The sequence below is a fragment of the Micromonospora marincola genome (genome assembly GCF_056150385.1).
This window is the reverse complement of record NZ_JAXCFT010000005.1, coordinates 1-13218: the sequence shown is the minus strand read 5'-3', so window position 1 is coordinate 13218 and position 13218 is coordinate 1. Positions and strand designations below refer to the sequence as shown.

Sequence of the window (13218 nt, the reverse complement as noted above, 5' to 3'; positions counted from 1 at the left end):
GGCCCGGCCCCGGGTTTGTCCTCGTCTGAGGCTTGTGCCCGGGGGCGGACCCGCAAGATGTCGCTACCCCACCTCGACGATGAGCTCCACCTCGACGGGGGCGTCGAGCGGCAGCTCGGCCACGCCGACGGCGCTGCGTGCGTGCCGGCCGGCCTCGCCGAAGACCGCGCCGAGCAGGTCCGACGCGCCGTTGATCACCCCGGGCTGGCCGGTGAAGCCGGACGCGCTGGCCACGAAGCCGGTCAGCTTCACGACCTTGACCACGTTCTCCAGCCCGACAAGCGCGTCCACCGCGGCGAGCGCGTTGAGCGCGCACCGCTGCGCCAAGTCCTTGGCCTGCTCGGCAGAGACGCCGTTGCCGACCTTGCCGGTGGCGAGCAACCTGCCCTCGGCCATCGGGAGCTGACCGGAGACGTAGACGTGCTGCCCGGACTGGACGGCCGGCACGTAGCTGGCCACCGGCGGCACCACCTCGGGCAGTTCGAGACCCAGCTCGGCGAGCTTGGCGTGGGGTCCGTTGCTCATCGGCTTCAGCCCTTCGGACGCTTCAGGTACGCGACGAGCTGCTCCGGGTTCGGGCCGGGCACCACGGAGACCAGCTCCCAGCCGTCCTCACCCCAGTTGTCGAGGATCTGCTTGGTCGCGTGGACCAGCAGCGGCACCGTGGCGTATTCCCACTTCTGCATCGGCGGAAGGCTCCCTTGCCTGACGTGGACTTCGGTCAGGCACAGCCTACGGTCCGGCGGCCTCAGTCAGTCGCGGGACGCTGCTCCGGGGCGGGCGGCTCGCCGCACGGCCCCTCGTGCTCGTAGCGCTGCGGGCAGCGGCTGCGGTCGGCGAGCAACAGGTCGCAGAAGACGCGGTGCCTGTTGTTCTGGTCGTCGGCGGTGGAGACGGTGGTCTCGCCGGCGTCCAACTCGGCGAGGAAGCCGAGCGAGGTGGCCACGACGCCGGCGAGCGCGGTGGCCGAGGCCAGGTCGGGCACCCGCACCGGCAGGTGGATGACGTAGCCGGGCTCCTCCTCGTCCCGACCCCGCACGGCCGGCCGGACCAGCGTCCGGACCACCTCCGCCGCGGGTCGGTACGAGCGCTCGTTGAACGGTGTCCCCGCGCCGGGACCGTCGGCGTCGCCGGGTCGCGCGGCCCGGTCGCCGGGGGGAAACTGGGCTCGGGGAACGTTCTCCGCGTCGCGCATGCGCTGCCTCCGGGCGTCATACCTGCTCATCAACACCACCCTGCGGCTCGGCCTCCCTCGGTCCGGTCACCGCTTCGCGACGAACGTAGGGCGTGCCCACCCGCTTCGACAACGGGACGCGCACGCCTGGTCACAGTAAGTCACATATGCGACACAAGCCTGGTCCGAAACGCGATGGCGGTTTCGCATCCGGCACGCCGTGCACGCGGGGCTGGCAAGTGGCCCGCCGACCGCTACCCTTCCGGACTGGGCGGTCGCGGTCGCTCGCCCGCCCACCACCTCGACCCGTGCCCGTCGCCTGGGGCGGCGACGGGCGCGCCGCAACCCGGGGGAGTCCGATGACCCAACCGCCCGCCGGTGGCACCACCGGCACGCCCGGCGACCCGATCCCGCAACCGGTGTCCGCTGGAGCCACCCCACCGACCGGTCCCGGCCAGCCGTCACACGCGGCCACACCGCCACCGGGCCACCCGCCGTACCCACCCGGGGCGCACCCGCGCAAACGCCGGTCCCTGCTGATCGTCTCGATCGTGCTTGTCGCGGCGGTCCTGCTCTGCGGCGGCGGCGGCACGGCCGCGTTCCTCGCCCTCCGCAACGGCGAGGACGGCCGGGGCGCGGAGGAGCCGCAGGTCGCGGTGGACGGCTTCCTCAAGGCCGTCTACCAGGAGCAGGACGTCGAGAAGGCGGCCACGTTCGTCTGCTCCGCGGCCCGCGACGACGAGCGGATCGCCGCCAAGGTCGCCGAGGTGCAGAAGTACGCCGGGCAATACCAGAACCCGCGTTTCCGCTGGACCAACCCGACCGTCGACAACCAGACCGGGGACCGCGCCACGGTCTCCACCCGGGTCACCATGACCACCGCCGACGAGAAGGTCGCCGACCAGGAGTTGCGCTTCACCGTGGTGCGGAAGACGGGTTGGTGGGTCTGCGAGGTCGCCTGATCCCGCCGGCTGGTTAGGCTCGACGGGTGGCAGCGAGTGAGCAGCCGGCCGAGTCCGCCGGCAGATGGCCGGGCCGCCTGCACGTGGTGACCGGCAAGGGCGGCACGGGGAAGACAAGCGTGGCCGCCGCGCTGGCCCTCGGGCTGGCCGGCGGGGGCCGGCGCACCCTGCTGGTCGAGGTGGAGGGGCGGCAGGGCATCGCCCAGCTCTTCGACACCGACCCGCTGCCGTACGAGGAGCGGCACCTCACCGACGCCCCCGGCGGCGGTGAGGTGCGGGCCCTCGCGGTCGACGCCGAGGAGGCCCTCCTCGAATACCTGGACATGTTCTACAAGCTCGGCGCGGCCGGCCGGGCGTTGCGCAAGCTCGGTGCGATCGACTTCGCCACCACGATCGCCCCGGGCCTGCGGGACGTGCTGCTCACCGGCAAGGTCAAGGAGGCCACCACGCGCACCAGCGGGTCGCGCCGGGCGTACGACGCGGTGGTGCTGGACGCCCCGCCGACCGGGCGGATCGGGCGGTTCCTCAACGTCACGGCGGAGACCGCCCGGCTCGCCAAGGTCGGCCCGATCAAGACCCAGAGCGAGGGCGTGTCCGCGCTGCTCCGCTCGCCGATGACCTCGGTGCACGTGGTGACGCTGCTGGAGGAGATGCCGGTCCAGGAGACGCTCGACGCGGTGGCCGACCTGACCCAGTTGGGCTTCCCGGTCGGCCGGGTGATCGTGAACGCCGTCCGTCCGCCGGTCCCGGCCGGCCGGCCGGTGACCGCCGCGGAGCTGAAGCGGGGGTTGGCCGCCGCCGGCCTGCCCACCGACGCGCGGACCGTGGCGGGCCTCGCCGAGGAGGCCCGCGACCAGCGGGTACGCCGCGACCTGGAGGACTCGCTGCGGGGCGACCTGGTGGAGTTGGAACTGCCCCTGACCGAGCTGCCGCTGCTGCCCGACGGGGTCGACCGGGCGGGGCTGGAGACGCTTGCCGAGGCGCTCGTCCGGGCGGATTGACTCACACCTGCGGCCGGCACGGAGCAGAGAGCCCCTCGGGACCGATACGCTCGATTGGTGCCTTCCGAAGACGCGGCGCCTCCGCTGGACGTCGACCAGATCCTCGCCGACCCGGGCGTGCGGATCGTGGTCTGCTGCGGGGCGGGCGGTGTGGGCAAGACGACCACCGCCGCGGCGCTGGCGCTCCGGGCGGCCGAGCGGCACGGCCGGCGGACGGTGGTGCTCACCATCGACCCGGCCCGCCGGCTCGCGCAGTCGCTCGGGCTGACCGAGCTGGACAACACGCCGCGCCAGGTCAAGGGCATCGACGTCGAGGCCAGCGGCGGTGAGCTGCACGCCATGATGCTCGACATGAAGCGCACGTTCGACGACGTGGTGCTCCAGCACACCGACCCGGCGAAGGCGGCGGAGATCTTCGCCAACCCCTTCTACCAGGCGATGAGTTCCACCTTCGCCGGCACGCAGGAATACATGGCGATGGAGAAGCTGGGCCAGTTGCACGCCCGCGGCGACTGGGACCTGATTGTGGTGGACACCCCGCCGTCCCGTTCCGCGCTCGACTTCCTCGACGCGCCGGCCCGGCTGTCCCGGTTCCTCGACGGCCGGATGCTGCGGCTGCTGCTGGCCCCGGCGCGCAGTGGCGGGCGGAGCATGTTCAGCCTGGTCACGGCGAGCTTCGGGATGTTCTCGAAGGTGGTGCAGAAGGTGCTCGGCGCGCAACTGCTCACCGACCTGTCCGGCTTCGTCGCCGCGCTCGACTCGATGTTCGGCGGGTTCCGGCAGCGGGCCGAGCAGACGTACCGGATCCTCCAGGCCGGGGAGACCGCGTTCCTGCTTGTCGCGGCGCCGGAGCCGGACGCGGTCCGGGAGGCCGCCTACTTCGCCGGCCGGCTGCGCGACGAGCGGATGCCGCTGGCCGGGCTCGTGCTCAACCGGGTGCACCGGCCGGCGGCGGCGGGGCTGTCCGCGGAGCGGAGCCTGGCCGCCGCGGAGCGGCTGTCGGCCTCCGGCGGGCACGAGGGCGCCGCCGAGGTGCTGCGCGCGCACGCCGCGTTGGCCCAGCAGGCGGTACGCGAGCAGCGGGTGGCGGCCCGGTTCACCGAGGCGTTCCCGGCGGTGCCGGCGGTGTCGGTGACGGCGCAGCCCGCCGACGTGCACGACGTCGACGGGCTGCGGACGATCGGCGAGGCGATCAGCCGGCGGTGAACCGGCCGGCCGGCCGACGGTCAGGTGGCGGTGGTGACCAAAACCTTGTCCTTGCCGGACTTGTCCTTGGCGTTCTTCTTCATGGCGGCCTCGAACATCTTGCGCCAGCTTGTCACCTGCGGATGACGGCGCAGCAGCGCACGTCGTTCGCGTTCGGTCATGCCGCCCCACACCCCGAACTCGATCCGGTTGTCGAGCGCGTCGGCCAGGCACTCGTACCGAACTGGGCAGCTCCGGCAGATCCTCTTCGCCACGTTCTGTTCGGCGCCCTGTACGAACAACGCGTCCGGGTCCCCGTTCTGACATGCCGCCAGTGACGGCCAGTCAGTGATCATGCCCATCTGTACTCGTCCCCCCTTGCAGTGCCTACCGACTTCGTGCGAGCGGCCCGAACTTCCCCCCGGTCGTCCGGCCGTCATCATCATGCTGTGTAGTCGTGTGATTACGCAACGTTGTCGGCTAAATCTATCATTCCGGACACTCCCGGCTTACCGGGCCAGCGCCGGCCGACTACCCGTCCCCGGTTCGGACAAACGCCGCGCCGCTCCCCGAGATCGGCGACGACTTCCTGCGGATCTCACGCAACCCCGGACCGGGGCTCGTGCGTTTAGCACAACGAGGCCGGCGCGTGATGGAAATGGGGAAAGTTCCCCGTGCGCCGGCCGTTCCCTGCTCGCGTACCCTGTCGAGGTGACCTGGATGCGGAAACGTGACCACAATGTCTTTACCAACGCCGCATCGCTGCTGATCTGTGGCCTGCTGGCCGGCGTGGTCGTCGCCGCGGCGGCCTTCCCCGCGGTGGCGATGTCCGGCCTTGCCGCCAAGGCGGGCGCCGAGACATTCGGCGCGCTGCCCAAGGAGCTGACGGTGGCCCGGGCCCCGCAGATCACCTACCTGCTCGCCTCGGACGGCAAGACGCCGCTTGCGACCATGTACGACGAGAACCGCAAGGACGTCGGGCTCAAGGACGTCTCGCCGATCATGCGGAAGGCCCTCATCGCGGCGGAGGACCACGAGTTCTACAAGCACAACGGCGTCGACCTCAACGGCGTGGCCCGGGCGTTCGTCAACAACCAGTCGTCCGGCTCCTCCCAGCAAGGCGCGTCGACGCTCACCATGCAGTACGTCCGGCTGGCCATCTCCTACTCGGCCACCCACCCGGCCGACGTGGTCGCCGCCACCGAGGACACGAGCGCCCGCAAGCTGCGCGAGATGAGCCTCGCGCTCCAGGTCGACAAGGAGCTGTCCAAGGACGAGATCCTGGAGCGCTACCTGAACATCGCCGCGTTCGGCAACGGCGCGTACGGCATCTACGCCGCCAGCCAGGTCTACTTCGGCAAGCCGCCGAGCAAGCTCGACATCCAGGAGTCGGCCATGCTCGCCGGCATGGTGAAGGCGCCTACCGCGTTCGACCCGACCACCAAGGCCGGCTACCCGGAGGCGGTCGGCCGGCGCGACTACGTCATCCAGAACATGGTGCAGATCGGCGCGATCACCCAGGCGGAGGCGGACGCCGCCAAGAAGATCAAGCTGGTGGTGAAGGACAAGCGCACGCCGAACGGCTGCGTCCAGACCAGCACCAACTCCTGGGGCTTCTTCTGCGACTTCTTCTACCGCTGGTGGCTCGGGCAAGAGACGTTCGGCGGCACCACGTACGACCGCGAGCGGCGGCTGAAGAGTGGCGGCTACACCATCGTCACGAGCATGGACGTGCAGGCGCAGAAGGCCGCCGACAGGGCCGTCCGCAACCACCTGAGCGAGAGCAGCAAGGCGGCCCGGATGGTGGCCGTCATCGAGCCCGGCACCGGCCGGGTCCGCGCCGTGGCGACGAACCGCAAGTTCAAGATCGACGACCCGAAGCACCCGCAGAACAAGCTCGCCAGCGAGCCGAAGAAGGCGCGCAAGGGCATCCGGGGCAACTACCCGAACACGGTAAACCCGCTGATCACCGGCGGCCCCGGCATCGCCGGCTACCAGGCCGGCTCGACCTTCAAGATCTTCACGCTGGTGGCCGCGCTAGAGAAGGGCTATCCGCTCAGCTACCCGATCAACGCGCAGCCGGTGTTCAAGTCGGACTACCCGGTCAAGTTCAATTCCCCGGCGGCCTGCCCGGGCACCAGCAAATACTGCCCGACCAACGCCAACCCGGCGATGGCCGGCATGCACAACATGTGGAGCGGCTTCGGCTTCTCGGTGAACACGTTCTTCATCGACCTTCAACAGCGGGTCGGCGCGGAGAACGTGGTCAAGGCGGCGCAGAAGCTCGGCATCACGTTCCGCTCGTCGGACGACGCCGCGCTCGCGGCCGACTCGCACCAGTGGGGCGCGTTCAGCCTCGGCGTCTCGCAGACCACCCCGCTGGAACTCGCCAACGCGTACGCCACGCTTGCCGCCGACGGCAAATACTGCGAGCCGATCCCGGTGCAGGAGATCCGCGGGCCGGACGGCGACAAGCTCGACATCGCCAACCCGCGCTGCGAGCAGCGGATCAGCACCGAGGTGGCCCGCGCCGCCGTGGACGCCGCCCGCTGCCCGGTCGGCGACCACTCCAGCACCTCGAAGTGCGGCACCGCCACCGCCGGCAACGTGCACGACATCGTCAAGGCGCCGGTGGCCGGCAAGTCCGGCACCACCGACTCGGAGAAGACCTCCGCCCTGGTCGCCATGACCAAGCAGTACGCGGTCGCCGGCATCATGGCCGACCCGGACTGGGCACAGACCAACCAGAAGATGGGCCACGACGTGAAGGACGGCATCAACCCGGCCGTCTACGAGACGCTGCGCGACGCCATGAAGGGCAAGGAGCGGAAGAACTTCACCCCGCCGAGCGGCAAGATCGTCATGGGTGACCAGCGCTCTATCCCCGGCGTGAAGTGCGAGTCGGTCGACACCGCCAAGTCGCGGATCAAGGGCGCCGGCTTCGAGCCGGTCGTCTCCAGCAACCGGGTGCCGTCGGAGTGCCCGGCCGGCAGCGCGGCCGGCACCAGCCCGGACGGGCGCACCATCAAGGGCGGCGTGGTCCTGATCGAGGTCAGCTCCGGCCAGGGCGCGCCGAAACCGGACGGCTCCACCGGGCCGGGCACACCACCGAACCCGGGCAACGGGCGGCCTGGACGCCGCTGACCGGAGAACGACGACAAACGGGCGGGCACCCCAGCGGGTGCCCGCCCGTTTGTCGTTTCGTCAGAGCCTCAGAGGCCGAGCTGCCGGCGTACCTCGGCGGCCACCCGGCCCCCCTCGGCCCGGCCGGCCACCGCGGCCTGGGCCGCCTTCATGGCCGGGCCCATCTGCCCCTTGCCGGTGAAGCCGCCCGCGGCGAGCGCCCCCGAGACCAGCTCGGCCAGCTCGTCGTCGGGAAGCTGCCTCGGCAGGTAGCGCTCCAGCACCGCACCCTCGGCGGTCTCCTTGCCGGCCTGCTCGGCGCGCCCCGCGTCGGCGAACGCCGTGGCCGCCTCGCGCCGCTTCTTCGCCTCCTTGGTCAGCACCGCGAGCACCTCGTCGTCGCTGAGCTCGCGCTTTTCCCGGCCGGCGACCTCGGCGTTGCCGACGGCCGCGAGAGCCATCCGCAACGTGGAGGTGGTCAGCTCGTCGCGCGCCTTCAGGGCGGCGCGCATGTCGGTGGTGAGACGGTCCTTCAGCGTGCTCATGGACGGTCAAACTACCCTGAACACCATGCGAAAGCGCACACTATTCCGGCTCGCGGCCGGAACCGCCGCCGTCGGCACGGCCACCCTGGCATACGCGTCGCTCGTCGAGCGCAACCTGTTCACCCTCCGCCGGTACGACGTGCCGGTGCTCCCGACCGACGCCGAGCCGCTGCGGGTACTCCACCTGTCGGACCTGCACATGATGCCCAACCAGCGGCGTAAGCAGGACTGGGTGGCCTCACTCGCCGCGCTCGACCCCGACCTGGTGGTGGTCACCGGCGACAACATGGCCGACCCGGAGGCGGTGCCCGGCGTGCTGCGCGCCCTCCAGCCGCTGCTCGACCTGCCCGGGGCGTTCGTGTTCGGCTCCAACGACTACACCGGCCCGGTCGTGAAGAACCCGTTCACCTACTTCCTGCCCGACCGCGGGTACGCCGAGGGCGTGCCGCTGCCGTACGAGGAACTGCGCGGCATCCTCACCGGCGCGGGCTGGGCGGACCTGAACAACGCCCGCACCACGCTGAAGGCGGGCGGGCGGGAGATCGAGCTGGTCGGCGTGGACGACCCACACATCGAACGCGACGATTACGACGCGGTGGCCGGGCCGGTGAGCGACCCCGGCGCGCTGTCGATCGCGCTGACCCACTCGCCGGAGCCGGCCGTGCTGGACCGGATGACCGCCGACGGCTTCGGGCTGCTGCTCGCCGGGCACACCCACGGCGGGCAGGTCTGCGTACCCGGGTACGGCGCGCTTGTGACCAACTGCGGGCTGCCCCGGTCGATGGCGCGCGGCCTGCACCGCTGGCCCGGCTCGGACTCCTGGCTGCACGTCTCCGCCGGGCTGGGCACCCACCCGACGGCGCCGATCCGCTTCGCCTGCCGCCCCGAAGCGAGCATCCTGACCTTGATCCCCCGCTGAACCGCTCCCCTGCCGCGGCAGGGGATACCGAATTTGATCCGGGGGACGGGTGGGCTAGTATTTGTCGGCACGCCTCGGGGTGTGGCGCAGCTTGGTAGCGCGCTTCGTTCGGGACGAAGAGGTCGTCGGTTCGAATCCGGCCACCCCGACCAGAGGTAGATGACGGTCAAGGCCCCTCCACGGAGGGGCCTTGACCCGTTCCCGGTGCTCACTGTTCCTCGTGATGCGGCGGGAAAGGTGGCAGTCGGATGTCTCGGCGTGGATGAACACAGCGTAACGGGCCAGATACTACGATGAGGTCCCCCCTCGTCTCACCCTCGGAGTGGCATGGTGGCCCGCCGTTTCCTCTTCTCGGATGAGAGTGGTGACCTGTCCTTCACGAAGGGGCCGAACATCTCGAAGTACTTCGCGGTCGGAACCCTGGTCATCGACGAGGCGGAGCTGCGGAAGCTTCGGGCGACGCTGGCAGCCCTCCGCGACGAGCTGGCATTCCGGAACCATGGCCTCGACTCCTACTTCCATGCCACGAAGGACTCTCACGACGTCCGGGTAGCCGTGTTTGCCGCTCTGTCATCGATCGACTTCCAGTTCGACGTGACGCTGCTTGAGAAGTCGAAGGCGCAGCCACACATCCACCGGACCGACGCGATCTTCTACCAGTACGCGTGGTACTACCACCTCAAGTGGCTCGCACCGAGACTCTTCGCCCAGGACGACGAGGCGCTGATCGTGGCGGCCGAACTCGGCACCAAGAAGACTCGCAAAGCCTTCCGTGGGGCGATCGAGGATGTCCTCACCCAGTGCGTGAGCTACCGGGTCAAACGCAGCCTTGCCTTCTGGCCGTGCTCAAGCGACTTTGCCCTGCAAGCTGCGGACTACTGCACCTGGGCAGTGACCCGCAGGCGAGAGCGAGGCGACGAGACTTACCTTGAGATGATCCGCCCGAAGATCCGCTACGAATACGATCTCTGGGCGTCGGGCAAGACACACTACTACTAGCCCCTAGCCCCGACAGCACGAACCCCCGCCCAACTAGGCTCTCGCCAGAGCCCAGGGGCTCTTTCGTCGAACGGGGTCGCGCAGGTTCATCCTAACTCGCGGACTCACTTGGCAGAAGGGAATCGGCGAGCCCGGCGACGCGGCGGCCCGTGCGCCCGGCTGTGGGCCGTTGATCGGCCCACCTGGCAAAGTAGGACGCATGCCAGCCATGATCCGGTCCCGCCTGACCGATTGGACCACCGTCGCGCCCGTGGTCGCGGTGCTCCTGCTCGTGTTCACCTGGGGTCGGGAACTACCTGGCGTACTGATCTTCGTGGTGGCCGCCCTGCTCGCGGTCGCCGTCCTGGCGGCCGTCCACCACGCGGAGGTGGTGGCGCACAAGGTGGGTGAGCCGTACGGCTCACTGGTGCTGGCCGTCGCGGTCACCGTGATCGAGGTCGGTCTGATCGTCACCCTGATGATCAGCGGCGGGGACAAGACGCAGGCGCTGGCGCGGGACACCGTCTTCGCCGCCGTGATGATCACTTGCAACGGCATCCTCGGCCTGTCGCTGCTGCTCGGCGCGCTGCGCCGGCAGGTGGCGGTGTTCAACCCGGAGGGCACCGGCGGGGCGTTGGCCACCGTGGCCACCCTCGCCACGCTCAGCATGGTGGTGCCGACGTTCACCACCAGCCGACCGGGTCCGGAGTTCTCCCCCGCCCAGCTCGCCTTCGCGGCGGTCGCGTCGCTCGCCCTCTACCTGCTGTTCGTGATGGTGCAGACCGGCCGGCACCGGGACTACTTCCTCCCGGTCACCCAGGAGGGCAGCATCCTGGCCGAGGACCGGGACGGCGACGGGCACGCCGAGCCGCCGTCCACGCGTACCGCCCTGGCCAGCCTGGCGTTGCTTGTCGTGGCCCTGGTGGCGGTGGTCGGCGACGCGAAGACCGTCTCTCCGGCGATCGAGACCGCCGTCCAGGCGGCCAACCTGCCGCAGGCGTTCGTCGGGGTGATCATCGCCCTGCTGGTGCTGGCGCCGGAGACGCTCGCCGCCGCCCGGGCGGCCCGGCGGGACCGGGTGCAGATCAGCCTCAACCTCGCCCTCGGCTCGGCGATGGCAAGCATCGGCCTGACCATCCCGGCGATCGCCATCGCCTCGATCTGGCTGGACGGCCCGCTGCTGCTGGGCCTGGGTGGCACCCAGATGACGCTGCTGGCGCTGACCGCGGTGACCGCCGTGCTCACCGTGGTGCCGGGGCGGGCCACCGTGCTCCAGGGCGGCGTGCACCTGGTGCTGCTGGCCGCGTTCGTCTTCCTCGCCGCCAGCCCGTGACCGGACGCCGCGACGCCGCGACCGGTCGCCGCCGGCCCGAACGCACCCTCAGTCGTGCAGCTCGGTGCGGGCGACCTCGGTGAACGCCGCGGTCAGGTAGTCGGCGAGCGGGCGACCGGTGACCGCCAGCAGGTCGGCGACGAGCAGCGGGGCGTGCCGGGCCACCGACGCCGGGTCCGGCGGGTTGTCGTCGTCGCCCGGGTCGTAGACGCCGAGAGCGCCGGCCAGCAGCACCAGCAGGACGTGCGGGTCGACCTCGGGCCACCACGTCGCGCTCGACCGGACGCAGCGCTCCAGCACCTGGCGGACGTCGTCGCCGTCCAACCCGTCCGGATGCCCCTGCTCCAGCAGCAGCCGGACCACGCCGCCGAGCACCAGCCCGGCCCGGTCGGCGGCGGCGAGTCGTTCCACGGCCGGCCGGTACGCCTCGGCGTCGCGCGCCCGGGCCGCGTCGACCGCGTCGGTGGCGGTCACGGCGATCTCGCGGGCCGGGGCGGGCAGATGACGCCAGGTGCTGGACACCGCGCCAGCATCGCAGACGGGTGTGACGTGCTCCGTGTCCACCCGGGTCGGAGGTAAACGGGTCGCGATCGTCGTACCCGCCGCCCAGAATCCCAACCATGCTGCGCCGCGCCCTGCCCGCTCGTCCCGAAGCCCGCCGGATCCTCCTGGGCACCCTGCTCTCCGCCGTCGGGCGCGGTCTCACCCTGCCGTTCCTGTTCATCTACCTCACCGACGTGCGTGGCCTGACAGATGCCCGCGCCGGCCTGGTGATCGGCTGGTTCGGCGCGGTGACGCTTGCCCTGTCGCCGCTTGGCGGCACGCTCATCGACCGGTTCGGCGCACGCCGGGTGGTGCTGCCCTGCCTGGTCGTCGAGGCGGTCGGCACCGCCTCGCTGGGGCTTGTCGACTCGACCGCGTCGGCGTTCGGCGTGATGACCCTCGTCGCGGTCGGCAGTTCGGCGATCTGGGCCGGGCAGAACACCATCCTCGCCTCGCTGACCGGCGACGGTGAGCGGCAGCGGGTCTTCGGGCTCAACTTCGCGCTGCTCAACCTGGGCATCGGCACCGGCGGCCTGATCGCCGGCGCGGTGGTCGACGTGGCCCGCCCGGTCACCTTCCAGGCGATCTACCTGTTGGACGCGGTGAGCTACCTGACGCCGGCTCTGATCCTGCTCACGCTGCCGCACGTGGGGCGCCGGCCGGTCGCGGGCGGGGCCGGCGCGGCGTCGGCGACCGCCGGCGGCTACCTCACCGTGCTGCGGGACCGGCCGTTCCGCCGGCTCGTCCTCTTCGGCCTGGTGCTCACCACCTGCGGGTACGCGCAGATCGAGGTGGGCTTCGCCGCGTACTCGGTCCGGGTCGTGGAGGTGACGCCGCGCGTGGTGGCCTGGGCGCTCACGGCCAACACCGTGATGATCGTGCTCTCCCAACTGCTGGTGATCCGCCGGATGGAGGGGCGCAGCCGGACCGGCGCGCTTGCGGCGGTCGGCGCGGTGTTCGCGGGCGCCTGGCTTGTTCTCGGCGCGGCAGGTGTGGTGGGCGGCGGCAACGCGCTGCTGGCGGCGCTCGGCGTGGTGGCCTGCTCGGCGATCTTCGGGTTCGGCGAGACGATGTTGTCGCCGGTCATGCCCGCCCTGACAAACGCGCTTGCCACAGACGAGTTGCGCGGCCGGTACAACGCCATGAGCTCGATGATCTTCGGAATCAGCGGGGTCGTCGGTCCGGTCACCGCCGGGCCGCTGATCGGCGCGGCGAACGGCCGGGTCTGGGTGGCGGTCGTGGTGGGCGGCTGCCTGGCCGCCTCACTGCTGGCCCTGTCGCTGCGCCCCCTGCTCACCCCCGCTCAGGACGGCCGCCCCACCCCCACCCAAATCCCAACCCCCCAGCCCACGCCCGCCGCCTGACAGTGAGGATGGAGGGGTGGGGTCACCCGGCCTGGTCTGACTCACCGCCTGACCGACGTTGCTGTCCTGAAGGGGATTCGTCGGCCTGGTC

Annotated in this window: 14 protein-coding genes and 1 tRNA gene; 9 read left to right on the top strand and 6 right to left on the bottom strand. The window is 71.0% G+C overall.

The annotated features are described in order from the left end of the window. Nucleotides 1-63: 63 nt before the first annotated feature. The 3 genes from SM450_RS13550 to SM450_RS13540 all read right to left on the bottom strand — a co-directional run bounded on the left by SM450_RS13550 (nt 64) and on the right by SM450_RS13540 (nt 1195). Nucleotides 64-525 (bottom strand): RidA family protein, encoded by a 462-nt coding sequence (locus tag SM450_RS13550; protein ID WP_474620089.1) that lies wholly within the window; start codon nt 523-525, stop codon nt 64-66. Nucleotides 526-530: 5 nt separating this feature from the next. Beyond that, a complete protein-coding gene (locus SM450_RS13545) occupies nt 531-686 on the bottom strand; it encodes a DUF4177 domain-containing protein (protein ID WP_013289021.1) in 156 nt (51 codons plus the stop codon). A gap of 62 nt (nt 687-748) precedes the next feature. Continuing rightward, nucleotides 749-1195, bottom strand: coding sequence for a hypothetical protein (locus SM450_RS13540; protein ID WP_474620453.1), 447 nt, complete (start codon nt 1193-1195; stop codon nt 749-751). 338 nt (nt 1196-1533) lie between these two features. Here SM450_RS13540 and SM450_RS13535 point away from each other — a divergent pair, with 338 nt between their 5' ends. From SM450_RS13535 to bagB, 3 genes are read left to right on the top strand one after another with little or no spacing between them, the layout of a single operon-like run. Beyond that, nucleotides 1534-2136, top strand: a complete 603-nt coding sequence (locus SM450_RS13535; protein WP_474620088.1) for an Rv0361 family membrane protein — start codon at nt 1534-1536, stop codon at nt 2134-2136. Nucleotides 2137-2162: 26 nt separating this feature from the next. Then, on the top strand, nt 2163-3137 hold the full coding sequence (gene bagA, locus SM450_RS13530; protein ID WP_474620087.1) for an ATPase BagA: 975 nt from the start codon (nt 2163-2165) through the stop codon (nt 3135-3137). Nucleotides 3138-3191: 54 nt separating this feature from the next. Next, nucleotides 3192-4343, top strand: coding sequence for an ATPase BagB (gene bagB / locus SM450_RS13525; RefSeq protein ID WP_474620086.1), 1152 nt, complete (start codon nt 3192-3194; stop codon nt 4341-4343). A gap of 20 nt (nt 4344-4363) precedes the next feature. Here the strand turns inward: bagB and SM450_RS13520 are convergent, their stop codons facing one another. Continuing rightward, nucleotides 4364-4684, bottom strand: a complete 321-nt coding sequence (locus tag SM450_RS13520) for a WhiB family transcriptional regulator (RefSeq protein WP_474620085.1) — start codon at nt 4682-4684, stop codon at nt 4364-4366. A 358-nt stretch (nt 4685-5042) separates the two neighbouring features. Between SM450_RS13520 and SM450_RS13515 the strand changes: the two genes are divergently transcribed. Beyond that, on the top strand, nt 5043-7466 hold the full coding sequence (locus tag SM450_RS13515; RefSeq protein WP_474620084.1) for a transglycosylase domain-containing protein: 2424 nt from the start codon (nt 5043-5045) through the stop codon (nt 7464-7466). Nucleotides 7467-7534: 68 nt separating this feature from the next. On the opposite strand, the gene SM450_RS13510 is transcribed toward SM450_RS13515, so the two are convergent. Beyond that, complete coding sequence (locus tag SM450_RS13510; protein ID WP_474620083.1) at nt 7535-7990, bottom strand: GatB/YqeY domain-containing protein; 456 nt, start codon at nt 7988-7990, stop codon at nt 7535-7537. 25 nt (nt 7991-8015) lie between these two features. Here SM450_RS13510 and SM450_RS13505 point away from each other — a divergent pair, with 25 nt between their 5' ends. The 4 genes from SM450_RS13505 (at nt 8016) to SM450_RS13490 (ending at nt 11220) form a co-directional block, all read left to right on the top strand. Further along, nucleotides 8016-8909, top strand: coding sequence for a metallophosphoesterase (locus SM450_RS13505; protein ID WP_474620082.1), 894 nt, complete (start codon nt 8016-8018; stop codon nt 8907-8909). Nucleotides 8910-8984: 75 nt separating this feature from the next. Further along, nucleotides 8985-9061 (top strand) — tRNA-Pro (locus tag SM450_RS13500). A 175-nt stretch (nt 9062-9236) separates the two neighbouring features. Then, nucleotides 9237-9908 (top strand): DUF3800 domain-containing protein, encoded by a 672-nt coding sequence (locus SM450_RS13495; protein WP_474620081.1) that lies wholly within the window; start codon nt 9237-9239, stop codon nt 9906-9908. A 208-nt stretch (nt 9909-10116) separates the two neighbouring features. Continuing rightward, nucleotides 10117-11220 (top strand): calcium:cation antiporter, encoded by a 1104-nt coding sequence (locus SM450_RS13490; RefSeq protein WP_474620452.1) that lies wholly within the window; start codon nt 10117-10119, stop codon nt 11218-11220. A gap of 48 nt (nt 11221-11268) precedes the next feature. On the opposite strand, the gene SM450_RS13485 is transcribed toward SM450_RS13490, so the two are convergent. Next, the gene (locus tag SM450_RS13485) at nt 11269-11742 is read right to left on the bottom strand and encodes a hypothetical protein (RefSeq protein ID WP_474620080.1); all 474 of its coding nucleotides are present in this window, start codon (nt 11740-11742) and stop codon (nt 11269-11271) included. 98 nt (nt 11743-11840) lie between these two features. On the opposite strand from SM450_RS13485, the gene SM450_RS13480 reads away from it, so the two are divergent. Next, on the top strand, nt 11841-13127 hold the full coding sequence (locus SM450_RS13480; RefSeq protein WP_474620079.1) for an MFS transporter: 1287 nt from the start codon (nt 11841-11843) through the stop codon (nt 13125-13127). The last annotated feature ends 91 nt before the right edge of the window (nt 13128-13218 follow it).